Below are 23,615 nucleotides of genomic sequence, written 5' to 3'. Positions count from 1 at the left end.
GAGGAGGAAACGTTCATGCAACCCATGTCGCACGATCCCGCGGCGGTCGGCGTCGGCTCGCAGGTGGTGGCCAACGGCGTCCGCGGACTGGCCGGTGGGACCACGGCATCGGCCGAGGTGACGGCACTTTTCCCGGCCGGCGCCGACGAGGTGTCGATGCAGGCCGCGCTGGCGTTCGCCACCGAGGGCATGCAGGCGCTGGCCGCCAATGCCTTCGCGCAGGAGGAATTGTCGCGGACGGGGGCGGCCTATATGGAGGTCGCCGGCATCTACACGACGGTCGACGGCGAAAACGCCGCCGTCCTGTCGTAATAACGACATAACTTCTCGAGTTCTTTTCACCGTCAGCAAATCATGTCTGCGATAGCTGCAATTCCCACCATGCTCTGGCATGCCATGCCGCCCGAGGTGAACACGGCACGGCTGATGCTCGGTGCCGGCCCGGCGCCCATGCTGCAGGCCGCTGCCGGGTGGGAGGCGTTCGCCATTCTGCTGGAGACGCAGGCGGACGAACTCGCGGCGAGCCTGACGGCGTTGGCGAGTTCGTGGTCCGGCGGGGCCAGCGAGCGGGCAGTGTCGGCGACGATGCCGGTCGTCGTCTGGTTGCGCACCACGGCGCTGCAGGCGCAGAAGCGGGCGATGCAGGCCGCGGCGCAGGCGGCGACGTACACGGCCGCGGCGGTGGCCACGCCGCCGATCCCGGAGATCGAGGCCAACCACGTCACGCACGGCGTGCTCGAGGCGACCAACTTCCTCGGCGTCAACACCGGGGCCATCATCGCCAACGAGACCGACTACTTCGTGCGGATGTGGAACCAGGCGGCGGGCGTCATGGACGTCTACCAGGCCGAGACCACCGCCAACACGCTGTTCGAACCCATCCTGCCGCTCAAGCCGGTCGTCATACCGGGCGTCGGTGAGGCCGCCACCGCCACGGCCACCGGGCAGATCGCCGCGATGGCTCCCGGTGCGCTGGTGCGGGAACTGTCCGTCGCGTCGGTGAGCGCGCGGGCCAAGATGGAGTCCGCCGCGCTGCATGGCGGACGGGCCGCGAGCCAGGCCAACATGGCCGCGCAGCGGGCCGAAGGGCAGACCCAGCGCACCGAGAACACCGCGCAGCAGGCGGGCCAGCAGGGATCGCAACTGCAGCAGGGCATGCAACAGGGCGTCCAGATGGGCGTGCAGATGGCGTCGCAGCTGGGCAGCACGGTGATGCAGCTACCCCAGCAGGGCACGCAGATGGTGTCACAGGGCTTCCAGCAGCTGACCGCGCCGCTGCAGCAGATGTCGTCGATGTTCGGCTCGATGGGCAATGCCAAATCCGCTCAGATCGGGCTGATCGGGGCGAGCCCGTTCTCGAACCACCCGCTGGCGGGTGGCGCCGGGCCGAGCGCTGGTGCCGGCCTGGTGCGCGCGGCGTCGCTGCCGGGCATGGGCGGCTCGCTGGCGCAGACGCCGCTCATGGCCAACCTGGTGGGCGGCACCGAGAAGGTACCGATGGGGGCCGGCGCGGGCGCCGGCGGAACCGGTCTGGCACCGGTCGGCAACACCGGTGCGGGCGGACCCATGGGGCACCTGGGCGAGCGCAAGAAGGGTGGCGGCACCAAGCAGGGTCTGCAGGCGCCGTCGCCGCTGGTGCAGGACCTCGACGAGGACGACGACGACTGGTGAGTCGTCGGCACAAGACTTCCCGGCCCGAGGGGGCGGAAGGACTCGCCATTTCCCGTGGTGAGGACACAGGAAAAGAGAAAAGGTAAACACCGATGGCACAGATGAATACCGATGCCGCCGTCCTCGCCAAGGAGGCAGCGAACTTCGAGCGCATCTCCGGGGAACTCAAGGGCGTCATCGCCCAGGTCGAGTCCACGGCGGGTGCGCTGGCCGGCCAGTGGCACGGCCAGGCGGGCACGGCCGCGCAGGCCGCGCTCGTCCGCTTCCACGAGGCCGCTCAGCAGCAGATCCAGCAGCTGAACGACATCTCCTCCAACATCCACACCTCGGGTGTGCAGTACACCTCGACCGACGAGGACCAGACCTCGGCGCTCTCGTCCGCGATGCAGATCTAACCAACCGACCACCACGAAGATTCGGAGAACAGAACATGGGTGAACAGCTTTGGAACTTCGCCGGCATCGAAGGCGGAGCAAGCGAGATCCAGGGATCGGTGGCCACGACCGCCGGCCTGCTCGACGAGGGCAAGGCGTCGCTCGGCGCGCTGGCCGCCGTCTGGGGTGGCTCGGGCTCGGAGGCCTACCAGGCCGTCCAGATGCGTTGGGACGAAGCGTCCCTCGAGCTGAACAACGCGCTGCAGAACCTGGCATCGACCATCAGCGAGGCCAGTGCGACGATGGCGCAGACCGAAGCCGGCGTGACCGGGATGTTCGCGTAGCACGACCACGCACCGAGGTGGGCGGCCGTGCCCGGCCCGTGCGGCTGCGCCGGTCCGCCCACCTCGTGCCGTGTCTCGTCACCAATTCTTGAGGGGTTTCCGATGTCGGCCGACTACGACCGCCTGTTCCACTCGTCCGCGGCCGCCGAGGCCGGCGAGGACGAGACGACGACCGTCGATCCGAAGGCCGTGCAGGCGGCTCTCGCGGCGTCCGCGGCGGCGTCCGCCGCACCGATGCCGACCGGTCGGCCGGACGTGGCCGAGCCGATGCCGGTCTCGCCGACCGCGGCGCAGTCGAGCGTGCCGCCGCCGCGCGCGACCGAGGTGACCACCCAGCTCCCGCCGACGCGGCCGGCCGGCCAACCGCCGGTGCCGCAGAACGGCATGATGCGCAGCCCGCAGTCCGGCGGTCAGCTGGGGGCGCGCTACGAGCAGCCGCGTCCGGCGCCCGGGCCGCAGCCGCGGCACGCGCCGGCCCCCGCGCCGTCGCAGCACTACCTCGAGCAGGCCGGCGACCCGTCCGCGTGGACCGGCGGCCAGCCCGCCGTCGCCTCCGCGGCGTCGATGGGCAACCACCGCGCGATCGACGCGCTCTCCCACGTCGGCGTGCGGTCGGCGGTCAAGATGCCGTCGCAACGGGGGTGGCGGCGCTTCCTCTACCTGTTGACGCGGATCAACGTGGGCCTGTCACCCGACGAGACGTACGAACTGGAACTGTTCGCGCGGATCCGCCGCAACGCCCGCGACTCCTACCAGATCGGCGTCCTCGGTCTGAAGGGCGGCGTCGGCAAGACCGCGGTGACGGTGGCGCTCGGATCGGCACTGAGCAAGATCCGCGGCGACCGGATCCTCGCCGTCGACGCCGATCCCGACGGCGGCAACCTCGCCGATCGGGCCGGCCGCCAGTCGGCCGCGACGATCGCGGATCTGTTGAGCGACAAGGACCTGGCGCGCTACAACGACATCCGCGCCTACACGTCGATGAACACCGCCAACCTCGAGGTGCTGTCGTCCGACGAGTACAGCGGCGCGCGCCGCGAATTCAACGACGAGGACTGGAAGAGCACGGTCGGCATCGTGTCCCGGTATTACAACCTGGTCCTCGCCGACTGCGGTGCGGGGCTGTTCCAGTCCGGTGCGCGTGGCGTGCTGTCCACGGTGTCCGGGTTGGTGATCGTCGCGAGCGCCTCGATCGACGGCGCCCGCCAGGCCGCGGTGACGATGGACTGGTTGCGGCAGAACGGCTATCAGGACCTGCTGGGCCGGTCGTGCGTCGTGATCAACCACGTCGTCCCGGGCAAGCCGAACATCGACGTCGAGGACCTGGTGCAGCAGTTCGAGCGGCACGTGCCCCCGGGCCGCGTCCTCGTCCTGCCCTGGGACAAGCACATCGCCGCGGGGACCGAGATCCAACTCGAGCTGCTGGGCAACACCTTCCGGCGCCGGGTGGTCGAACTGGCCGCGGCGCTGTCGGACGACTTCGACCGGCTCGAGCGGCGGTGACCACCACCGCACCGGCACCGAACGCGTCCGGGGTCACGCCCGGCCGGCCGTCGACCACGCGGGTCACCATCCTCACCGGCCGGCGGATGACCGACCTGGTGTTGCCCGCGGCCGCGCCCGTCGAGACCTACATCGACGAGACGGTCGCCGTTCTCGGCGAGCTGCTCGAGGACTCGCCCAAGGACGTGCTCGAGGGCTTCGACTTCGCCGCGCAGGGCACGTGGGCGTTCGCCCGGCCCGGCGCGCCGCCGCTGAAGTCGTCCGAGTCGCTGGACGAGGCCGGGGTCGTCGACGGCTCACTACTGACGCTGGTGTCGGTGAGCCGCACCGAGCGGTACCGGCCGCTGGTCGAGGACGTCATCGACGCCATCGCCGTACTCGATGAGTCACCCGAGTTCGACCGGACCGCCCTCAACCGCTTCGTCGGCCTGGCGATCCCCGTCGTGGCGGTGGTGCTGACGGTCTCCGTGCTGCGGGCGTGGTCGGCGACGGGCCACGGCTGGTGGTGGACGGTGGCGTTGGCCGTGCTGGGGCTGGCCGTGCTCGGCGGCAGCATGCTCGCGCGGAACCGCTACGGCAACGTCGCTTTGTGCGAGAGCCTGCTCGTCGCCGCGACGCCGCTGCTCGCCGGCGCGGTCGCGCTGGCCGTCCCGCTGCCCCGCGGCATCGACGGTCTGGGGGCGCCCAACATCGCCGGCGCGGCGGCCATGGTGCTGCTGCTGGTATTGGCCACGCGCGGCGGGCCGCGCAAGCGCGCCGAGATCGCGTCGTTCCTGGCGGTGGCGGCGATCGCCGTGACCGCCGCGGCCGTCGCGTACGGCTACGGCTGGGCCTACTGGGTGCCCGCGGGCGCCATCGCGTTCGGGCTGATGGTGGTCACGAACGCCGCGAAGCTGACCGTCGCGGTCGCCCGCATCGCGCTGCCGCCGATCCCCGCGCCCGGCGAGACGGTGCACAACGACGAGCTGCTCGACCCGGTGTCCGCGCCCGACCCGACCGACGAGGAGTCACCGACGTGGCGGGCCATCATCGCCTCGGTGCCCGAGTCCGCCGCCCGGCTGACCGAACGCAGCACGCTCGCCAAGCAGCTGTTGATCGGCTTCGTCGGTGCCGGTGCGGTGGTGCTGGCGGCCGGCGCGATCACCGTGGTGGTCGAGGGCCACTTCTTCTGGCACAGCCTGGTGGTCGCCGGTCTGGTCACCGCGGTCTGTGGCTTCCGTTCCCGGCTGTACGCCGAACGGTGCTGCGCCTGGGCGCTTCTCGCCGCCGTCGTGGCGATCCCCACCGGCATCGCGGTGCGCCTCAGTTCGTGGGACCCCCAGGATGCCTGGCTGGTGCTGACGGGGTACGGCGCCGCGGCGGTCGTCGCCCTCATCGTCATCGGTGCCACCGATGGCGTGCGTCGGGTGTCGCCGGTGACCAAGCGGATCCTCGAGCTGCTCGACGGCGTCGCGATCGCCGCGGTGATCCCGATGCTGCTGTGGATCGCCAGCGTGTACGACCTGCTCCGGAATTTGCGGTTCTGACATGGGGATCGGCAGCGCGGCAGGCGGCGGTGGCATCCTGCGGGTGGACCCGGAGATGTTGCAGCAGTTGGGCGCTCAGCTCGAGACGTCGGCCCGTGCGCTGCCCGACCCGCCGGAGCGGTTCCCGGTGACCGGTGCCGACGCCATCTCGGCGGCGATCGCCGCCAAGCTGCCGGCGTTGGAGACCCCGATCATCGAGGGCCTGCCCGCGGTCAAGGAGGCGGCGACGCAGACCGCCCAGAACATCCAGACCGCGGCGGCGCGCTACCTGGGCACCGACGCCGATCTCGCGGCCGAATACGAGAAGCACCGCTTCGACCAGACGGGCGCGCCAGCCGGGGGCGGTGCTACGGGCGGGCCGGCCGGGGGCGGTGCTGCCGGCGCGGGCGGTGCATCCGCCGCATCCGCACCCGCCGCATCCGCACCCGCCGCCGGGGGTGGCGGGGCGATGGGCCAGATGTCGCAACTGATGGGCATGCCGATGCAGATGGCAAGCCAGGCGACCCAGCTGCCGCAGCAGGCGCTCGGGTCGCTGAGTTCGATGCCGCAGACCGCGATGCAGGGCGTGCAGCAGATCAGCCAATTGGCCGGTGACGGGAAGGGCGACGGCCGCGAGGGCCCCGGCCCCGACGGTGCACCCCCCTACGGTGCACGCCCGGACAGTGCACGCCCCGACGATGCACGCCCCGACGATGCACGGCAGGATGCTGCCGCCGCCACGGGACAGCCCGGCGGCGAACGTGCACCGGTCGGCGAACAGGGGACCGGTAGGCACGCCGCCGAGCCGGCTGCGCCCGCGACGGCGGTGCCGGACGCCGGGCGTGCCCCGGCCGCACCCCGACACGCGAAGCCGGATCCCACCGACCTCTAGCCCCGAGTGGCGCGTCCGCCCGCGACGCGCCGCGCGGAGCCTCCGACACCGCACACTCGGCGCGGCGGGACCGCCGGCAATGCCAGGTCCCGGCCAGGGATTCGTGCGAAGCTGACGCGGTGACCGGCCCGGGGCAGATCGACAAGGTGCGCGTCGTCGTCGGCGACGACCACCCGATGTTCCGTGACGGTGTCGTCCGGGCGCTCGTCAACAGCGGCTACGTCGACGTGGTCGCCGAGGCCGACGACGGCATGTCCGCCCTCGAGGCCATCCGCGAACACCGGCCCGTCGTCGCGCTGCTCGACTACCGCATGCCCGGACTCGACGGCGCGCAGGTGGCCGCCGCCGTCGTCCGCGACGAACTGCCCACTCGGGTGCTGTTGCTTTCCGCCCACGACGAGCCGGCGATCGTGTTCAAGGCGCTGCAGGACGGTGCGGCGGGTTTCCTGCCGAAGGAGTCGAGCCGCTCCGAACTCGTGACCGCCGTGCTGGAGTGCGCGAAGGGCCGCGACGTCGTCGCCCCGAGCCTTGCGGCCGGGCTGGCCGGCGAGATCCGCAAGCGCGGCGAGAACGACGGCCCGACGCTGAGCCCGCGCGAACGCGAGGTGCTGCGCATGATCGCCGCGGGTGGCTCCATCCCCGCGATGGCCAAGGAGCTGTTCCTCGCCCCGTCGACGGTGAAGACGCACGTGCAGCGGCTCTACGAGAAGCTCGGCGTCAGCGACCGCGCCGCGGCCGTCGCCGAGGCGATGCGCCGCGGACTGCTCGAATAGTGCCCGCTCGCAACGATTCCCGCCGCAACCTGCTCGGCTACTTCGCCGCCGACCCGGTGCGCGTCTCGGCATTCCTGCGGCTGCCGCTGATCGTCCTCATGGCGCTGGTGGTCTGGGTGTGGGACGTCGACTCCTGGCTGCCCGAGGTGTACGCGATGGTGCTCGGTGGTTACGCCGTCGCCGCCGCGACCTGGGTGGTGATCGTGCTGCGCGGACCGGTGCCGCGGTGGGCCGACTGGGCGTCCACCGCGATCGACGTGCTCGTGGTCGTCGTGCTGTGCGTGGTGTCCGGGGGCGCGACCGCCGCGCTGCTGCCGGTGTTCTTTCTGCTGCCGATCTCGGTGGCCTTCCAGGACCGGCCGCTGCTCACCGGCGTCCTCGGCGTCAGCGCCGCCACCGGCTACCTCGCGGCGTGGATCGTCTACTCCAAGCGCGATGACCACGTCGGCATGCCCGACATCGTCTACACCCAGTTCGGCTTCCTGCTGTGGCTGGCCGTCGCCGTCACGGCGCTGTGCTTCTTCCTCGCCCGCCGCCAAGCCCGCGTCCAAGCCCTGCAGGAGGTGCGCCGGCACTTGGTGGCCGAGGCGCTCGCCGCCGACGAGCGGCACAATCGCGTGATCGCCGAGCACCTGCACGACGGCCCGCTGCAGAACCTGCTGGCCGCGCGGATGGAGGTCGACGAACTCCGCGAGCGCAGCCCCGACCCGGCGCTCGACCTCGTCTACGACGCGCTGCAGCAGACCGCGACCGGACTGCGCTCCACCGTCACGCAGCTGCATCCCCAAGTACTCGCACAGCTCGGGCTGGCCGCCGGTGTCCGAGAGCTGGTGCGGCAGTTCGAGTCCCGCGGTGACTACGAGGTCTCCGCCGACGTCGACGACGTCGGCAAGCCGGCGTCGCAGGCGCTGATGTACCGGGCCGCCCGTGAACTGCTGGCCAACGTGCACAAGCACGCCCACGCCCAGACGGTGTCGGTGACGCTGCACCGCGCCGGGGACCGGGTGGTGCTCACCGTGTCCGACGACGGCACCGGCTTCGACCCCGCGCTGATCGCCGAACGCGTCGCCGACGGGCACATCGGCCTCGGCTCGCTGCTGGCGCGCTTCGAGGCGATGGGCGGCGCGCTGGACATCGCGGGTGGGCGCGGGACCGTCGTGACGGTCACCTCGCCGCCGGAGCCGGACCTGGAGGTCCCGGACCGGCCCTAGCCGGCCAGCCCGCGGGCGATGACCAGCCGCTGAATCTGGTTGGTGCCCTCGAAGATCTGCGTGATCTTGGCTTCGCGCATGTACCGCTCGACGCGGTAGTCGCGGGTGTAGCCGGCCCCGCCGAACACCTGCACGGCGTCGGTCGTCACCTTCATCGCCGCGTCGGTGCACACCAGCTTCGCGACGCTGGCCTGCGCACCGTAGGGCAGCCCGAGGTCGCGGCGGCGGGCGGCGTCGAGGTAGGTGGCGCGGGCGCTGACGACGGCGGCAGCCATGTCGGCGAGCAGGAACCCCAGGCCCTGGTGGTCGATGATCTTGCGGCCGAACGTGGTGCGCTCCTGCGCGTAGCGGACGGCCTCGTCGAGCGCGGCCTGAGCCAGGCCCACCGCGACGGCGGCGATGCCGAGCCGCCCGGAATCCAGCGCACTGAAGGCGATCTGCAGTCCCTGGCCCTCCGCGCCGATGCGCCGGTCGGCGTCGAGGCGCGCGTTGTCGTAGAACGCCGAGGTGGTGGGGATCGCCGCGAGCCCCATCTTCTCCTCGGGCTTGCCGAACGTCAGCCCGGGCAGGTCGCCGGGGACGAGGAAGCAGCTGATCCCCTTGCTGCCCTCGCCCGTGCGGGCGAACAGCGTGTAGAAGTCGGCGACACCGCCGTGCGTGATCCAGGACTTCGCGCCGTTGAGGACGTACTGCTCGCCGTCGGCGACGGCCGCGCAACGCAGCGCGGCGGCGTCGGAACCGGCCTGCGGTTCGCTGAGGCTGTATGCGCCGATCTGGTCACCGGAGAGCATGCCGGGCAGCCAGCGCTGCTTCTGCTCGTCGGTGCCGAATGTCAGCAGCGGATGCGACGACAGGCTGTGCACGCTGACCGCCACCGCGACCGCGGCCCAGCGCGCCGCGATCTCCTCGAGCACCTGCAGGTACACCTCGAACGGCTGACCGCCGCCGCCCCACTCCTCGGGCTGCGGCAGGCTCAGCAGCCCGGCCGCGCCGAGCTGCGCGAACAGCCCGTCGGGATAGGTCTCGTGGCGCTCGTGCTCGTCCACGATCGGGTCGAGCAGCTTGTCGGCGACGTCGCGCGTCAGCGCGATCAGTTCGGCGGCGTCGTCGGTGGGCAGCAGGCGATCCACGGGCATGCTAGGAGATCCTAGTTTCTGACGAGGGACTCCAGTGCGGCGTTGATCGCGTCGACCCGGTCCTTGGCGTCGCCGAACAGCATCTGGGTGTTCTCCCGGAAGAACAGCGGGTTCTGCACGCCCGCGTAGCCGGACGCCATCGACCGCTTGAACACGATGACGTTGTCGGCGTTCCACACCGTGAGCACCGGCATGCCGGCGATGGGGGAGCCGGGATCCTCCGACGCGGCCGGGTTGACCGTGTCGTTGGCGCCGATGACGAGGACGACCGACGTGCCGTCGAAGTCGTCGTTGATCTCGTCCATCTCCAGCACGATGTCGTAGGGCACCTTCGCCTCGGCCAGCAGCACGTTCATGTGGCCGGGCAGGCGGCCGGCGACCGGGTGGATGCCGAAGCGCACCTCGACGCCGCGTTCGCGCAGCTTGCGGGTGAGGTCGGCGACGCCGTACTGGGCCTGGGCCACCGCCATGCCGTAGCCGGGCGTGATGATCACCGAGGTCGCCGAACTCAGCAGTTCGGCCGCGCCCTCGGCGGTGATCTCGCGGTGCTCGCCGTAGTCCTTGTCCTCGGACGGTCCGGCCTCGATGCCGAAGCCGCCCGCGATGACGGAGATGAAGGACCGGTTCATCGCCTTGCACATGATGTAGGACAGGTAGGCACCGGAGGAGCCGACGAGCGCGCCGGTGATGATCAGCAGGTCGTTGGACAGCAGGAAGCCCGACGCCGCGGCGGCCCAGCCCGAGTAGCTGTTGAGCATCGACACCACGACGGGCATGTCACCGCCGCCGATCGACGCGACCAGGTGCCAGCCGAGCAGCAGCGCGAGCACGGTGACGACGATCAGCAACCACAGCGCGGGCGAGACGACGAACCACACCGTGAGCGCGAAGAACAGCACCAGCGCGCCGACGTTGAGGGCGTTCTTGCCGGGCAGCATCAGCGGCGTCGACTTGATCCGCGCCGACAGCTTGAGGTTCGCGACGATGGACCCGGTGAACGTCACCGCGCCGATGAAGACGCCGACGAACACCTCGGCCGAATGGATGCCGAGCAGTCCCTCGGCACCCAGGTGCGCGGCCTCGGCGCCGTCGGGATGCGCCTCGACGTGCAGGTAGCCGTTCCAGCCGACCAGCACCGCGGCCAGGCCGACGAAGCTGTGCAGCAGCGCGATGAGTTCGGGCATGCCCGTCATCTCGACCACCCGGGCGCGCCACAGACCGATCGCGGCGCCGATCGCCATGGCACCGACCAGCAGCCCGAGACCCAGCGGCTCGATGTGGCGGTCGAGCGCGAGGCCGACGGTGGCGATGAGCGCCACGGCCATGCCCGCCATGCCGAAGGTGTTGCCCGCCTTCGACGTCTCGTGCTTGGACAGGCCGGCGAGGGCGAGGATGAACAGCAGGGCCGCGACGACGTAGGCCGCCGTGGCGGCAGTCTCAACCGTGAACATGGATTCCATTCCGATTTCGGGCAGGCTCAGCTGCGGGAGAACATTCCGAGCATGCGACGCGTCACCGCGAAGCCGCCGAAGACGTTGATGCTGGCCAGCAGGATCGCGACCGCGGCCAGCGCGGTGATCGCCGTGTCACGCTGCCCGATCTGCAGCAACGCGCCGACGACGATGATTCCGGAGATCGCGTTGGTCACCGACATCAGCGGGGTGTGCAGCGCGTGGTGCACGTGGCCGATGACGTAGTAGCCGATGACGATCGCCAGCGCGAACACCGTCAGGTGCACCTGCAGCGCCGCAGGTGAGATCGCGATGAGCACGAACAGCACGGCCGCCGCGGCGAGGCTCAGCCCGAGGCGGCGTCCGGTGGACATCGGCTCCTTGGCCTTCGCCGCCTGGACCGGCGCCGCGGGAGTCGCGGCGGCCGGGGCCGCGGATACCTGCACCGGGGGCGGCGGCCAGGTGGTCTCGCCGTTGCGGACGACGGTCACCGAGCGCTGCACCACGTCGTCCCAGTCGAGGACTAGTTCGCCGTCCTTCTCCGGGGTGAGCAGCTTCAGCAGGTTGACGAGGTTGGTGCCGTAGAGCTGGGAGGCCTGCGTCGGGAGCCGACCGGCGAGGTCGGTGTAGCCGATGATCGTCACGCCGTTGTCGGTGACGACCGCCTGGTCCTTCACCGTGCCCTCGACGTTGCCGCCGTTGGCCGCCGCCATGTCGACGATGACGCTGCCCGCCTTCATCGACGCCACCATGTCGGCGGTGATGATGCGCGGCGCCGGCCGACCCGGGATCAGGGCGGTGGTGATGATGATGTCGACGTCGGACGCGAGTTCGGCGTACAGCGCCGCCTCACGGGCCTTGTAGTCGTCGTCCATCTCCTTGGCGTAGCCGGTAGCCGAGACCTCGGCGGCCGCGGGATCGACCGACACGTACTCGCCGCCGAGCGACTTGACCTGGTCGGCCACCTCGGGACGCGGGTCGGTGGCCCGCACGACGGCGCCGAGGCTGCCGGCCGCACCGATGGCGGCCAGACCCGCGACGCCCGCACCCACGACGAGCACCTTCGCCGGCGGCACCTTGCCCGCAGCGGTCACCTGCCCGGTGAAGAAGCGGCCGAACTCGTGAGCCGCCTCGATGACGGCCCGGTAGCCGGCGATGTTCGCCATCGAGGACAGCACGTCGAGCGACTGCGCGCGGGAGATGCGCGGCACGGCGTCCATCGCGAGCACCGTGACGGGCCGCGCCGAGAGCTTCTCGACCAGCTCCGGGTTCAGCGCCGGCGAGATCAAGCTGACTAGCGTCGTCCCGTCGCGCAGGCCGGCGATCTCATCATCGCTGGGGGCATTGACCTTGAGGACGACGTCGCTGGCCCAGGGGTCGCCGGTCGTGGCACCGGCCTCGACGTAGGCGGCATCGGTGAAGCTGGCCTTCTCGCCGGCGCCGGACTCGACGACGACGGAATAGCCCAGTTTGAGGAGTTGACCGACGGTCGCCGGCGTGGCGGCGACACGCGTCTCACCCGGGTGCGACTCGCGCGGAATCCCGATCTGCATGCGAAGAGTGTCCCATCCGTTCAGACCGCCCCGTACCACCCCCTCATGCGGTGAGCGGTGCGCTTAGCCGCGGCGAGCGGTGCTTGCCGGGAGACGAACGGCGTGCGCGCCCTCAGAGCCAGTCGCGTCGCTTGAAGCTGACGTACAGCAGGCCGACCAGCAACAGGATGACGACGGTGCTGGTGATGAAGCCGGTGACGGTGTCGATGCCGGGGTAGCTGACGTTCTGGCCGTAGAACCCGGTGACCGCCGTCGGCACCGCGATGATGGCCGCCCAGGACGTCAGTTTCTTCATCACCATGTTCAGCCGGGCGTCCTGCAACGAGAGGTTGGTCTCGAACACCGTCGTGACCATGTCGCGCAGCGACTCGGTCCACTCCGAGGCACGCAGCACGTGGTCGTAGAGATCGGCGTACAGCGGGTCGAGGTCGGGCGCGGTCTTGGCGTCCAGGCGGCGGTGCTGGATGGCGCTGACCACCTCGCGCATCGGCAGCACGATGCGCCGCAGCTCGACGAGGTCCTTGCGCAGGGTGAACGTGCGCCGCTGCAGCCCGCGCATCGGCCCCTCGTCGGCGAACAGCTCGTCCTCGAGTCCCTCGATCGCGTCGTCGAGGGCCTGCACGGCCTCGAAGTGGCCGTCGACCACGACGTCGAGCAGACCGTGCACCAGCGCCCCCACGCCGTGCTCCTGCCCACCCAGTTCGTCGAACCGCCGCGACACCTCCTCGACGTCGAAGTCGCGGGCACCGGGTACCGGTGGCAGGCGGACGGTGATGAGTCCCTGCGGCAGGACGAACGCCGAGATGCGGTGCTTGACGAGCATCGACGACGTCTCGTCACCGGGATCGAGGACGTCGACGGCGTACACGGTGAAGAAGGTGTGCGAGCGGTAGACGTTGGCCTTCGTGCGCTCCTTGGGCGCGGTCGCGTCCTCGACGGCCCACACGTTGAGGCCCAGCTCGGCGGCCAGCCGGGTGAGCGCCTCGTGGTCGGGGTCGTAGATGTCGGCCCACACCAGCGCGTGGTCGTCGCCCAGGCAGTCCGAGATGTCCTCGAAGGAGAAGCCCTCCTGGGGCTTGCCGTCGTGCCACCTGCGTCCTTGGACCTCCGTCATGGGTGTCATCTTGCAAGACCTCCCTGTGTGTCTCGATTCGGCCAAGGAACGGCATCGACATGAACCGGACTGCTGTTTCCGCGTGTCGGGAGGCTCACGATCTTCTCCATGAGTCAGGTGATCGAACGGGGCAAGACCCGGTGTCCTAGCTGTGTGGCGTTCGCCGACTACTCGTTCGTCGAGGACGGCCCGGACTGCATCTCCTACGAGGTCCGCTGCGGGCGGTGCGGCGAGGTCCATCGCGAGACCACGTTCACCGCGGAGCTGCCGCTGCTCCTGGATCAGGAGCTGTACAGCTACACGCCGTACAGCCTGCAGGACCATCACCCGCACTGGACGCGGATGGTCGCCGCGAGCCAGCGGATGTACGGCCACGCCGAGGGTGGCATGACCGCCGCGTTGACGGCCGCGCGCACCAAGCTGCGCGACCTGCCGAAGCGTCTGCCGCAGATTCCGCTGCGCGAACTGGAAGCCGGCCCCCGGCCCGCGCCGGCGGGCTAGTCGACTGAGCCCGCGCCGGCGGGCTGATCGAGCGAGCCCGCGCCGGCGGGCTAGTCCGGCTTAGTCCAGCTTGTCGCGCAGCTGACGGAGCGTGCGCTCGAGGATGCGGGAGACGTGCATCTGCGAGACGCCGACCTTCTCGGCGATCTGGCTCTGCGTCATGGAGTCGAAGAACCTTAGATACAGGATGGTCCGTTCGCGTTCGGGGAGCGCCGCGATCAGCGGGCGCACCGCCTCCTGGTCGGTGATGCGGGCGAAGGCCGGGTCGACGTCGCCGACGGTGTCGGACAGCATGCGCGCGTCGCCGTCACCGCTGCCGACCGGAGCGTCGATGGACTGGGTGCGGTAGGCCGCCGACGCGACGATGCTCTCGACGACCTCCTCGCGGTCGATGTCGAGGTGCGCGGCCAGCTCGCTGGGCGTCGGCGCTCGTCCCAGGGTCTGGGTGAGGTCGGCCATCGCGCGGGTCAGCTGGACGTGGCGGTCCTTGAGGCGACGGGGCACGTGCATAGCCCAGCCGTGGTCGCGGAAGTGCCGCCGGACCTCGCCCATCATGGTGGGAACCGCGAAGGAGAGGAAGCCGGCGCCCTTGTCGGGGTCGAAGCGGTTGACGGCGTTCACCAGGCCCAGCCGGGCGATCTGCCCGAGGTCCTCGATGTCCTCGCCGCGTCGGTCGTAGTGCCGCGCGATGTGGTCGGCCAGCGGCAGGCAGCGCCGCACGATGGCGTCGCGGTGCCGCTCGTAGTCTGCGGAGCCGGACTCGCAGGCACGCAGCGCGCGGAACGTCTCGAGCACGTCGGCGTACTCGTCGGCGTACCCGTCGGCCCGTCCGGCGGCAGGCGCGTCGGCGGGCTGCACTCCGGCTTCCTCGGTGGCGGCGTCAGCGGTGGTGGCGGCGGTGTCGCTGGTCGCCGGATCGGTCGTGGCGAGTTGCAAGGTCATGGGGACCCCCTGAGGCGTCCTCGAACATGCCGCGCCGACGAAGCGAGCGGCCCGTTCATCCGTCGCATGACGGACCGGCGATCTGCCGTAGCCCTACGGGCGATCACGGTGGCTTGCGCTCACTCGCACGGTTCTTCGACGAGGTGAGCGCGCCGACCGGATCTGCGGTGAGGCTCTGTGTCCGCTTTGGCTAAACGGCGAAGTGTCCAGGTGGACTCGTTACACGGTACGCCAGCGCGCCGACGGAAGCACGCGTCGGCGGCGCGATCGCCAGGTTTGAGGCCCTCACCGGCGGGAATCACGGGGCCACAGTTCCGCAGCCCCCTGTCGGACCAGCCGGAAAGGCCAATGTGACCACTGCATGCTCACAGCCGAGCGAATTCACCGTCGCCGGCGTGTACCCCCCTCAGGAAGACTCCCAGCTGCTCGTCGACGTCATGGCGTCGCGCACCCCGCCCCTGGGGCTGCGGGTGGCCGACCTGTGCACCGGTAGCGGCTTCGTCGCGATCGCGGCGGCCGCGCGCGGCGCGGCGTCAGTGTCCGCCTTCGACCTCTGCAGCAAGGCGGTGCGGTTCGCGCGCGCCAACGCCGTCGCCAGCGGCGTCGACGTCGACGTCCATCTTGGACACTGGAGCCGGGCCGCGGAGTTCCGGCCGTTCGACCTGGTGGTCAGCAACCCCCCGTACGTGCCGGCGCCCGAGGAGGGCGACGACGAGCCGATCTCCCAACTAGCCGGTCCGCCAACGGCATACGACGCCGGGCCGGACGGCCGCATGGTGCTCGACCCGATGTGCGAGTGGGCGCCGGACCTGCTGGCCCCGAACGGCCGGATCCTGCTGGTGCATTCGGAGTTCTCCGGCATCGAGCGCACCGTGGCGGCTCTGCGCGCCAAGGGGTTGCGCTCGGAAGTCGTGACGAGCCAACGCATTCCATTCGGTCCGGTGATGACGGCGCGCGCCGCGTGGCTGGAGCGCACCGGTCAGCTCGAGGCCGGTCGCCGGTACGAGCGCATCGCCGTCATCGAAGCGGTCAAGCGTTGAGCGACGACGCCCGCATGGTGCGCATCGCGAAGTCCGGACCGCTGATGGTCCAGGGCCCGGTGCGCATCGAGACCCCCGACGGCGACGTCGTCGAGTCGGACCGCTTCATGGTCGCCATCTGTACCTGCCGGCGCAGCAAGATCTACCCGCTGTGCGACACCAGCCATCGCAAGCGGCAGCGTCCTGCCAAGCCGGCGGCCGCGGACGCCGGCGACTGAGCGCAGCAGTCCTACGACACGGCGCGGGGGCTTCCGGAATCCGGAAGCCCCCGCGCCGTCTGTCGTCCGAGGTGACGCTACGTCTCGAGCGGGCGGCGCAGCGAGGTGCGGCCCTCGTTCCAGCAGCGCACCATGTGGTCGCCCAAGCGCTCCTCGACCAGGTCGAAGGCGCGCATCCCGAACACGACGTCGCGCTCGAGGGCGGGGTGCTGCGCCACCAGGTCGCCGACGACGTCGGTGCGGACCACCTGCTCGTGCACGGCGTCGGCTTCCACGTGCTCGGCGTAGAAGCGGACGGCGGCCTCCGGCGCGCCGAACTGGCGCAGCGCCGTGACCATCCGCTGCGAACCGGACGGCGAGGTGATCTCGGTGGCGGCGAAGTGCCCGACCGCGGCGCCGCGCAGCGCGCGGTGCAGCCCGAACATCGACATCACGTTCACCGCGACCAGCGTCTCGGCGACGGCGTAGTCCAGGTAGCCGAGGTAGGTGGCGTCCAGACCGGAGGCCACCAGCAGGTCGCCGTAGAGCACCTGGTGCAGCTCGGTGGGCCGTCCGCCGCCGAACTCGTCGAACTCGACGGCGACGAACGCGGCCTTCGAGCGCCCCCGCAGCCGCGGGATGGCCCACGCGTGCGGGTCGCCCTCCTTCAGGTGGTAGATCGAGCGGTGCACGAAGTACTCCTGCGCCTGCTCCCACGTCCCGTCGGCGAGGAAGTGCCAGGTGGGTCCGGTACCGGTGGTCGGCTCGAGGGAGAGCTTCGCCATCTCGGCCTCGACGCTCTCGTCGTCGCCCATCGGTGCGACGTCGCGGCGCAGCGCCGCGAGGAACGCGTCCTCCATGCGGCCGCGCAGGTGCAGCAGGCCGGCGTTCCACTCCCAGCGCGGGTCGACGTCGGCGAAGCCCTGGTAGTGCAACTCGTAGCAGACGGCCAGCGCGAGTTGCAGGTCGAGGCCGTACGGGTCGGCGTCGCCCAGCGAGGACTCGATGCGCTGCAGATGGCCGTGCGGTGCACGCTCGGCGATCAGGTCGATCACGGTGGTCGACAGCGGTCCGCGAGGGTGGGGGAGCTTCGGTTCGGTGGTCGGCTGGGCGAGTGTCACCGCGGATTGATACCCGGGCCGACCTGCGCGAAACACCGGCCGGGTGCCACAAAGAATCACGCTGATCCCAGCTCTTCGCGGTTTTCCGTACCAACGGTTCAATACCCGGAATGCGCGTGACACCGCGTGGGTGACCGCTGCTGTCGCTGAACGCGTCCCGTCGTCCAGCTCGAGCGAAAGTCGCAGGTCGTACCGTGTCCGTCTTCGTCGACATCACGCCCGACGAGTCCGTCGCCGACTCGCCGGGCGCCCGTGCGCGCCGCACCCCGTGGCGGGCGCGGCTCACCCGCGCCGTCCTCCCGCTGCTGTCGGTGCTGGTCTTCGGCGGTCTCTGGCAGCTCGCCGCGGCCAGCGGCATCTGGAACCAGACGTTCGTGCCGTACCCGTCCACGGTCTGGCGGGCGTTCCTCGACGTCTCCAGCACGCACGACGGCGTCCGGGGTTACGGCGGCTACCTGCTGTGGGAGCACCTCTACATGACGCTGCGCCGCGTGTTCGCCGGCGTCGTCATCGGCGTGGTGGCCGGGGTGCTGCTCGGACTGGTGATGGGATCGGTCGGCTGGGTGCGCAGCGTCTTCGAGCCGTGGCTGACGTTCATCCGCGCACTGCCCCCGCTGGCCTACTTCTTCCTGCTGGTCATCTGGCTGGGCATCGACGAGGCGCCCAAGGTCACGCTGCTGGCTCTCGCCGCGCTGCCGCCGGCGGCCGTCGCCACGACCGCGGCCGTCGTCGCCGCACCCGTCGGGCTGCAGGAGGCGGCCCGCGCGCTGGGCGCCACCCGGGCCCAGGTGATCCGCGACGTCGTCATCCCGTCTGCCCTGCCCGAGACGTTCACCGGCATCCGGCTGGCCGTCGGCATGGCGTACTCGTCGGTGGTGGCCGCCGAACTGTTCAACGGCATCCCCGGCGTCGGCGGCCTGGTCAAGGACGCCAGCAATTACAACAACACCCCGGTCGTGCTCGTCGGCATCTTCGCCATCGGGTTCTCCGGTCTGATCATCGACGGTCTGCTGCGCGCCGCCGAACGGCGCAGCGTCCCCTGGAGAGGAAAGATATGACGTCCAATGGCTCTGCGCGCACGCGCTCATCGAGGCTGAAGGCGCTGCTGGCGGTCGCCGCCGCGGCGACGGTCGCGCTGGCGAGCTGTGCGGTGGACAACTCGGGCAGCCAGGCCGACAAGCCGACGATCCGCATCGGCTACCAGTCGTTCCCCAGCGGCGACCTGATCGTCAAGAACAACCGGTGGTTGGAGGAGGCGCTGCCCGACTTCAACGTCAAGTGGACGAAGTTCGACTCCGGCGCCGACGTGAACACCGCCTTCATCGCCAAGGAATTGGATTTCGGTGCGCTGGGCTCGAGCCCCGTCGCCCGCGGACTCTCGGCGCCGTTGAACATCCCGTATCAGGTGGCGTTCGTGCTCGACGTCGCCGGTGACAACGAGGCGTTGGTGGCGCGCAACGGATCCGGCGTCAACGCGATCGCCGACCTGAGGGGCAAGCGCATCGCGACCCCGTTCGCGTCGACCGCCCACTACAGCCTGCTGGCCGCGCTCGCGCAGAACGGCCTGAAGGCGAGTGACGTGCAGCTGGTGGACCTGCAGCCGCAGGCCATCCTGGCCGCGTGGGACCGCGGCGACATCGACGCCGCCTACAGCTGGCTGCCGACGCTGAATGACCTGCGCAAGACCGGCAAGGACCTCATCACCAGCCGGCAGCTGGCCAAGGACGGCAAGCCGACGCTCGACCTCGGGGCGGTACGCACCGAGTTCGCCGACGCCCACCCCGAGGTGGTCGACGCGTGGCGGCAGCAGGAGGCCCGCGCGCTGGACGTGATCAAGAACGACCCCGACGCCGCGGCCAAGGCGATCGCCGCCGAGGTGGGTCTCACCCCCGAGGACATCGCCGGTCAGTTGAAGCAGGGCGTCTACCTGACGCCGGCGGAGGTGGCGTCCCCGGAGTGGCTGGGCAGCGACGGCAAGCCCGGCAACATCGCCGCCAATCTGCAGAGCGCGTCGGCGTTCCTCGCCGAGCAGAACCAGATCCCCAGTCCCGCACCGCTGAAGACGTTCCAGGACGCGATCTACACCAAGGGTCTGCCGAATGTCCTCACGCAGTGACACGGTGACCGGCGGCCTGCGCATCGCGGGCGTCGAGCACCGGTACGGCCACGGCAAGGACCAGGTGACGGCGCTGGGTCCGGTGGACCTCGACGTCGATCCGGGCGCCTTCCTCGTCCTCGTCGGCGCCTCGGGCTGCGGCAAGAGCACGCTGCTGCGGCTGGTCGCCGGCTTCGAGGAGCCGACGTCCGGGGAAGTGCGGGTCTCCGGCTCCGCACCCACCCCGGGCGTGACGTCCGGCGTGGTGTTCCAGCAGCCGCGGCTGTTTCCGTGGCGCACCGTCGGCGGCAACGTCGACCTGGCCCTGAAGTACGCCGGTGTGCCGCGGGAACGCCGCGACGAGCGGCGCGACCAGCTGCTGACGCGGGTGGGCCTCGACGGCGTGGCGAAGCGCAAGATCTGGGAGATCAGCGGCGGACAGCAGCAGCGCGTCGCCATCGCCCGCGCGCTGGCGGCCGAGACGCCGCTGTTCCTGCTCGACGAGCCGTTCGCGGCGCTCGATGCGCTGACGCGCGAGCGGCTGCAGGAGGACGTGCGCCAGGTGAGCGCGGAGACCGGGCGCACCACGGTGTTCGTCACGCACAGCGCCGACGAGGCGGCGTTCCTCGGCTCGCGCATCGTTGTGCTGACCCGGCGGCCGGGCAAGGTGGCGCTCGACCTCCCGGTAGACCTGCCGCGCACCGGCGTCGACCCCGACGAGCTGCGCCGCTCGCCCGAGTACGCCCGGCTGCGGGCCGAGGTGGGTCGAGCCGTGAAGGCAGCGGCGGCGTAGCCGCGCATCGGGCTGGGGCGGCGTAGCCCGGCATCGGGCTGGGGCGGCGTAGCCCGGCAGGCCTCGACACTCCGTGAGTTGCGCGTCGTTCCGGCGTGTCGGGTCATTATGTGCAGTCTCGCGGCGTGCACCTGGCTGACGACGGTTGCTAGGTGCGGCCCGTAGTGTCGCTCGGGTGAAGGTCGCTGCCATCCACATCGCGCCGGGCCGACGCCTGCCGGTCAAGTCGGTGGACGCGGTGGCGGCCGAAGCCGGCCGCGGGCTGGTCGGGGACCGATATTACGGGACCAAGCACCGGCACGTGACGCTGCAGTCGCGCGAGCAGCTCGACGACGCCGCGGAGCGTTACGGCCGGGACATCGACAGCGCCGGAACGCGGCGCAACGTCACGGTCGACGAGGGCGTCATTCCCACGAAGCCGGGGACGCGGCTGACGATCGGCGACGTGGAACTCGAAGTCATCCGCATGTCGGCGCCGTGCCGCATCCTGGACGACGAGATCGGTCCGGGGGCGATGCGGGCGCTCAGTCAGCGAACGGGATCGGTGTGCCGACTACTCACGTCGGGCACGATCCGCGTGGGGGACGAGGTGCGGGTGTCGGCTCAGACCGGCGGGTAGGCCGGGGGCGGGTACACGCCGCGCAGACCCCACGGGAGGAACTGGAAGAAGTACTCGATCTCGTCGCTCGCGTCGTAATCGGGGTTCGGATCCATCAGTGCCTCCCAGTGCCACGTGGTCGTCGAAGCATAACGCGGTCGACGAGGTCGCGGGTACCCGACGGGACCGGTTGCATAAACTGGCCAACCAGTTGATTGACGTCCGGGCCCGTCCCGGCCCGGTGGGAGCGAGTTGCCATGTCCGAGAGCCAGGCCAGTGGGTTGTCCCGACGCGAGGAACTCCTCGCCGTCGCCACCAAGCTCTTCGCCGCCCGCGGCTACCACGGCACCCGGATGGACGACGTCGCCGACGCCGTCGGCCTGAACAAGGCGACGGTCTACCACTACTACGCGAGCAAGTCGCTGATCCTCTACGACATCTACAAGAGCGCCGCCGACTTCACCGTCGACGCCCTGCACGACGACCCGACGGCGAGCGCGCGCGAGACCATCTACCACTTCACCCGCCGGCTGCTGGTGGGCATCGCCAGCGACATCGAGCGGGCCGCGGTGTACTTCCAGGAGGGCCCGTACATCACCGAGTGGTTCACCGAGGAGCAGGTGGCCTACATCCGCACGTCGGAGACGACGGTGTACGAGCACGTCCGCGACGTCATCGACCGCGGCATCGCCAGCGGCGAGTTCTACGAATGCGATTCGCACGTGCTCGCGCTCGGCTACATCGGCATGACGCTCGGCGCCTACCGCTGGTTGCGACCGCAGGGCCGGCGCAGCGCGCAGGAGATCGCCGTCGAATTCAGCACCGCGCTGCTGCGCGGCCTCATCAAGGACGAGGCCGTGCGCACCGCCGAACCGCTGGGTCTGACCATCGCGAAGACGGCGGCCGGCCATGACTGACCTGTTCCGGCTCGACGGCAAGGTGGCCGTGGTCACCGGGGGCGGGCGCGGCATCGGCGTGATGATGGCGCGCGGGCTGCTCGACGCCGGCGCCAAGGTGTATCTCGCCAGCCGCAAGGAGGCCGAGCTCGACTCCGCCGTCGCCGAACTCTCGGCGTTCGGCGACGTGTCGGCCATCCCCGCGGACTTGGGCACCGCGGCGGGCGTGGCGACGCTGACCGCGGCGCTCACCGAGCGCGAGGATGCCATCCACGCGCTGTTCAACAACGCCGGCGCCGCCTGGGGCGCCTCGTTCGACGACTTCCCGGAGTCCGGGTTCGACAAGGTCTTCGACGTCAACGTGAAGGGCGTCTTCCTGCTGACCCGGGCGCTGGTGCCGTTGCTGCGCGCCGGCGCCACCGACGACGACCCGGCGCGCGTCGTGAACACCGGCAGCATCGACGGCATCGTCGCGCCGGAGCGCGGGCGGGACAACTTCTCCTACAGCGCGAGCAAGGCCGCGGTGCACATGCTGACCCGCCACCTGGCAGGCGAACTGGCGCCGCACATCCTGGTGAACGCGATCGCGCCCGGGCTCTTCCAGTCCCGGATGACGAAGATGCTGCTCGCCGACGGGCCCGACGCGGTCGGGTCGCGGCTGCCGCTCGGCCGGATCGGCGCGCCCGACGACATGGCCGGCATCGCGGTGTTCCTGGCGAGCCGCGCCAGCTGCTACGTCACCGGCGCCGTCATCCCCGTCGACGGCGGCGCCAGCACCATCCGCTGATCAGAACTCGATGACCTGACGGACCGCGTTGCCGTCGGCGAGCTGATCCATGCCCTCGTTGATCTCGTCGAGCGCGATGGTCGAGGAAACCAGCGACTCGACGGGAAGCCGTCCCGCACGCCACATCTCGACGAAGCGGGGGATGTCGCGCGCCGGCACCGCCGACCCCAGGTAGCTGCCGATCAGTGAGCGGCCCTCGGCGACGAAGGCGAGCGGCGAGATCTCGAGCCGCGCGTCCGGGCGGGGCAGGCCCACGGTGATGGTGCGACCGCCGGGCGCGGTTACGGCCAGCGCGGTCTCCAGCGCCGCTGGATGACCGACGGCCTCGATGACCACCTCGGCCTTCAGGTCGCCGACCGCCTCGGGGGCGTGGGCGGCGTGCGCGCCGAGTTCGCGTGCCCTGGCTTGCTTCTCGGGGAGCCGGTCGATCGCCACCACCCGGACGTCGTCGTGCGCGAGGGCCGTGAGGATGGCCGCCATGCCGACGCCACCCGCGCCGACGACGGCCACGGTCTGACCGGGGCGGGGCTCGCCGGCGTTGAGCACGGCGCCGCCGCCGGTCAGCACGGCGCAGCCCAGAAGTGAGGCCACCACGGGCGGGACGTCCGCATCCACGGGGACCACCGAGCGGCGGTCGACCACGGCATGCGTGGCGAACGCCGAGACGCCGAGGTGATGGCGCACGTCCTCGCCGTCGCGGCGGAGGCGCGTCGCGCCGGAGAGCAGGGTGCCCGCGCCGTTGGCCGCGGAGCCCGGGATGCACGGTGCCAGACCGTCGGTCGCGCAGCCGGCGCACTGTCCGCAGCGCGGCAGGAACGTCATCACCACGCGCTGGCCGACGGTCATGTCGGTGACGGCAGAGCCGGCGGCCTCGACGATGCCGGCGGCCTCGTGGCCCAGCAGCATCGGCACCGGGCGCACCCGGTTGCCGTCGACCACGGACAGGTCCGAGTGACACAGACCGGACGCCTCGATGCGCACCAGCAGCTCGGTGTCGCCGGGCTCGTCGAGGTCGAGGTCGGCGATGGTGAGCGGGCGCGACTGCGCGTACGCCCGGGGTTCGCCGATGCGGTCGAGGACGGCTCCGCGGATTCTCATGCCGTCGATTGTCCTCCGGG

Annotated in this window: 26 protein-coding genes; 18 read left to right on the top strand and 8 right to left on the bottom strand. The window is 70.9% G+C overall.

Going from position 1 to position 23,615, the window contains the following annotated elements; genetic code table 11:
• Positions 1 to 15: 15 nt before the first annotated feature.
• From FZ046_RS06190 to FZ046_RS06145, 9 genes are all read left to right on the top strand, one after another.
• Positions 16 to 312 (top strand): PE family protein, encoded by a 297-nt coding sequence (locus FZ046_RS06190; protein WP_070352677.1) that lies wholly within the window; start codon positions 16 to 18, stop codon positions 310 to 312.
• A gap of 69 nt (positions 313 to 381) precedes the next feature.
• The gene (locus FZ046_RS06185; RefSeq protein WP_083298160.1) at positions 382 to 1,671 is read left to right on the top strand and encodes a PPE family protein; all 1,290 of its coding nucleotides are present in this window, start codon (positions 382 to 384) and stop codon (positions 1,669 to 1,671) included.
• Between the two features lie 92 nt (positions 1,672 to 1,763).
• The gene (locus FZ046_RS06180; protein WP_070352679.1) at positions 1,764 to 2,066 is read left to right on the top strand and encodes a WXG100 family type VII secretion target; all 303 of its coding nucleotides are present in this window, start codon (positions 1,764 to 1,766) and stop codon (positions 2,064 to 2,066) included.
• A gap of 35 nt (positions 2,067 to 2,101) precedes the next feature.
• Positions 2,102 to 2,389 (top strand): WXG100 family type VII secretion target, encoded by a 288-nt coding sequence (locus FZ046_RS06175; RefSeq protein ID WP_070352680.1) that lies wholly within the window; start codon positions 2,102 to 2,104, stop codon positions 2,387 to 2,389.
• Between the two features lie 102 nt (positions 2,390 to 2,491).
• Complete coding sequence (locus FZ046_RS28350) at positions 2,492 to 3,892, top strand: MinD/ParA family ATP-binding protein (RefSeq protein WP_070352681.1); 1,401 nt, start codon at positions 2,492 to 2,494, stop codon at positions 3,890 to 3,892.
• Positions 3,889 to 5,418, top strand: coding sequence for a type VII secretion integral membrane protein EccD (gene eccD, locus FZ046_RS06165; protein WP_070352682.1), 1,530 nt, complete (start codon positions 3,889 to 3,891; stop codon positions 5,416 to 5,418). The genes FZ046_RS28350 and eccD overlap by 4 nt, the downstream gene beginning before the upstream one ends.
• Before the next feature lies 1 nt (position 5,419).
• Complete coding sequence (locus tag FZ046_RS27285) at positions 5,420 to 6,289, top strand: hypothetical protein (protein ID WP_070352683.1); 870 nt, start codon at positions 5,420 to 5,422, stop codon at positions 6,287 to 6,289.
• A 176-nt stretch (positions 6,290 to 6,465) separates the two neighbouring features.
• Entirely contained in the window at positions 6,466 to 7,062 is a 597-nt protein-coding gene (locus FZ046_RS06150) for a response regulator (RefSeq protein ID WP_281288516.1), read from the top strand.
• Positions 7,062 to 8,273: a sensor histidine kinase gene (locus tag FZ046_RS06145; protein WP_246182910.1), complete on the top strand. Its 1,212-nt coding sequence runs from the start codon at positions 7,062 to 7,064 to the stop codon at positions 8,271 to 8,273. The genes FZ046_RS06150 and FZ046_RS06145 overlap by 1 nt, the downstream gene beginning before the upstream one ends.
• Here FZ046_RS06145 and FZ046_RS06140 read toward each other — a convergent pair.
• The 4 genes from FZ046_RS06140 to FZ046_RS06125 form a co-directional block, all read right to left on the bottom strand.
• The gene (locus tag FZ046_RS06140; RefSeq protein ID WP_070352685.1) at positions 8,270 to 9,409 is read right to left on the bottom strand and encodes an acyl-CoA dehydrogenase family protein; all 1,140 of its coding nucleotides are present in this window, start codon (positions 9,407 to 9,409) and stop codon (positions 8,270 to 8,272) included. The two genes, FZ046_RS06145 and FZ046_RS06140, sit on opposite strands and share 4 nt — an antisense overlap.
• Before the next feature lie 11 nt (positions 9,410 to 9,420).
• Positions 9,421 to 10,860 (bottom strand): Re/Si-specific NAD(P)(+) transhydrogenase subunit beta, encoded by a 1,440-nt coding sequence (gene pntB / locus FZ046_RS06135; RefSeq protein WP_070352749.1) that lies wholly within the window; start codon positions 10,858 to 10,860, stop codon positions 9,421 to 9,423.
• Between the two features lie 26 nt (positions 10,861 to 10,886).
• Positions 10,887 to 12,413, bottom strand: coding sequence for a Re/Si-specific NAD(P)(+) transhydrogenase subunit alpha (locus tag FZ046_RS06130; protein ID WP_070352686.1), 1,527 nt, complete (start codon positions 12,411 to 12,413; stop codon positions 10,887 to 10,889).
• A gap of 112 nt (positions 12,414 to 12,525) precedes the next feature.
• On the bottom strand, positions 12,526 to 13,527 hold the full coding sequence (locus tag FZ046_RS06125; protein WP_070352687.1) for a magnesium transporter CorA family protein: 1,002 nt from the start codon (positions 13,525 to 13,527) through the stop codon (positions 12,526 to 12,528).
• 108 nt (positions 13,528 to 13,635) lie between these two features.
• On the opposite strand from FZ046_RS06125, the gene FZ046_RS06120 reads away from it, so the two are divergent.
• Positions 13,636 to 14,028 (top strand): hypothetical protein, encoded by a 393-nt coding sequence (locus FZ046_RS06120; RefSeq protein WP_125939702.1) that lies wholly within the window; start codon positions 13,636 to 13,638, stop codon positions 14,026 to 14,028.
• A gap of 60 nt (positions 14,029 to 14,088) precedes the next feature.
• Here the strand turns inward: FZ046_RS06120 and FZ046_RS06115 are convergent, their stop codons facing one another.
• Positions 14,089 to 14,970 carry a SigB/SigF/SigG family RNA polymerase sigma factor gene (locus FZ046_RS06115; protein ID WP_083298163.1) on the bottom strand — a complete coding sequence of 294 codons (882 nt, stop codon included), beginning with the start codon at positions 14,968 to 14,970 and terminating at the stop codon, positions 14,089 to 14,091.
• Positions 14,971 to 15,320: 350 nt separating this feature from the next.
• On the opposite strand from FZ046_RS06115, the gene FZ046_RS06110 reads away from it, so the two are divergent.
• Together FZ046_RS06110 and FZ046_RS06105 are read left to right on the top strand one after the other, a co-directional pair.
• Positions 15,321 to 16,010: a HemK2/MTQ2 family protein methyltransferase gene (locus FZ046_RS06110; RefSeq protein ID WP_070352689.1), complete on the top strand. Its 690-nt coding sequence runs from the start codon at positions 15,321 to 15,323 to the stop codon at positions 16,008 to 16,010.
• Positions 16,007 to 16,228, top strand: coding sequence for a CDGSH iron-sulfur domain-containing protein (locus FZ046_RS06105; protein ID WP_070352690.1), 222 nt, complete (start codon positions 16,007 to 16,009; stop codon positions 16,226 to 16,228). The genes FZ046_RS06110 and FZ046_RS06105 overlap by 4 nt, the downstream gene beginning before the upstream one ends.
• A 77-nt stretch (positions 16,229 to 16,305) precedes the next feature.
• Here FZ046_RS06105 and FZ046_RS06100 read toward each other — a convergent pair whose 3' ends face one another.
• Positions 16,306 to 17,328 (bottom strand): iron-containing redox enzyme family protein, encoded by a 1,023-nt coding sequence (locus tag FZ046_RS06100; protein WP_070352691.1) that lies wholly within the window; start codon positions 17,326 to 17,328, stop codon positions 16,306 to 16,308.
• Between the two features lie 194 nt (positions 17,329 to 17,522).
• On the opposite strand from FZ046_RS06100, the gene FZ046_RS06095 reads away from it, so the two are divergent.
• From FZ046_RS06095 to FZ046_RS06080, 4 genes are all read left to right on the top strand, one after another.
• Positions 17,523 to 18,386, top strand: coding sequence for an ABC transporter permease (locus FZ046_RS06095; protein WP_070352692.1), 864 nt, complete (start codon positions 17,523 to 17,525; stop codon positions 18,384 to 18,386).
• The gene (locus tag FZ046_RS06090) at positions 18,383 to 19,444 is read left to right on the top strand and encodes a taurine ABC transporter substrate-binding protein (protein ID WP_070352693.1); all 1,062 of its coding nucleotides are present in this window, start codon (positions 18,383 to 18,385) and stop codon (positions 19,442 to 19,444) included. Before FZ046_RS06095 ends, FZ046_RS06090 begins: the two co-directional genes overlap by 4 nt.
• Positions 19,428 to 20,216 (top strand): ABC transporter ATP-binding protein, encoded by a 789-nt coding sequence (locus FZ046_RS06085; protein WP_070352694.1) that lies wholly within the window; start codon positions 19,428 to 19,430, stop codon positions 20,214 to 20,216. The genes FZ046_RS06090 and FZ046_RS06085 overlap by 17 nt, the downstream gene beginning before the upstream one ends.
• A gap of 175 nt (positions 20,217 to 20,391) precedes the next feature.
• Positions 20,392 to 20,835: an MOSC domain-containing protein gene (locus FZ046_RS06080; protein ID WP_070352695.1), complete on the top strand. Its 444-nt coding sequence runs from the start codon at positions 20,392 to 20,394 to the stop codon at positions 20,833 to 20,835.
• On the opposite strand, the gene FZ046_RS06075 is transcribed toward FZ046_RS06080, so the two are convergent.
• On the bottom strand, positions 20,820 to 20,933 hold the full coding sequence (locus tag FZ046_RS06075) for a hypothetical protein (RefSeq protein ID WP_174266930.1): 114 nt from the start codon (positions 20,931 to 20,933) through the stop codon (positions 20,820 to 20,822). The genes FZ046_RS06080 and FZ046_RS06075 overlap by 16 nt on opposite strands.
• A 138-nt stretch (positions 20,934 to 21,071) precedes the next feature.
• On the opposite strand from FZ046_RS06075, the gene FZ046_RS06070 reads away from it, so the two are divergent.
• Complete coding sequence (locus tag FZ046_RS06070) at positions 21,072 to 21,731, top strand: TetR/AcrR family transcriptional regulator (RefSeq protein WP_070352696.1); 660 nt, start codon at positions 21,072 to 21,074, stop codon at positions 21,729 to 21,731.
• A complete protein-coding gene (locus FZ046_RS06065) occupies positions 21,724 to 22,497 on the top strand; it encodes an SDR family oxidoreductase (RefSeq protein ID WP_070352697.1) in 774 nt (257 codons plus the stop codon). The genes FZ046_RS06070 and FZ046_RS06065 overlap by 8 nt, the downstream gene beginning before the upstream one ends.
• Here FZ046_RS06065 and FZ046_RS06060 read toward each other — a convergent pair whose 3' ends face one another.
• Positions 22,498 to 23,595 (bottom strand): alcohol dehydrogenase catalytic domain-containing protein, encoded by a 1,098-nt coding sequence (locus FZ046_RS06060; protein WP_070352698.1) that lies wholly within the window; start codon positions 23,593 to 23,595, stop codon positions 22,498 to 22,500.
• Between the last annotated feature and the right edge of the window lie 20 nt (positions 23,596 to 23,615).

The sequence above is a fragment of the Mycolicibacterium grossiae genome (assembly GCF_008329645.1).
Classification (GTDB): Bacteria; Actinomycetota; Actinomycetes; order Mycobacteriales; family Mycobacteriaceae; genus Mycobacterium; species Mycobacterium grossiae.
This window is presented reverse-complemented; position numbering and strand designations above follow the sequence as displayed.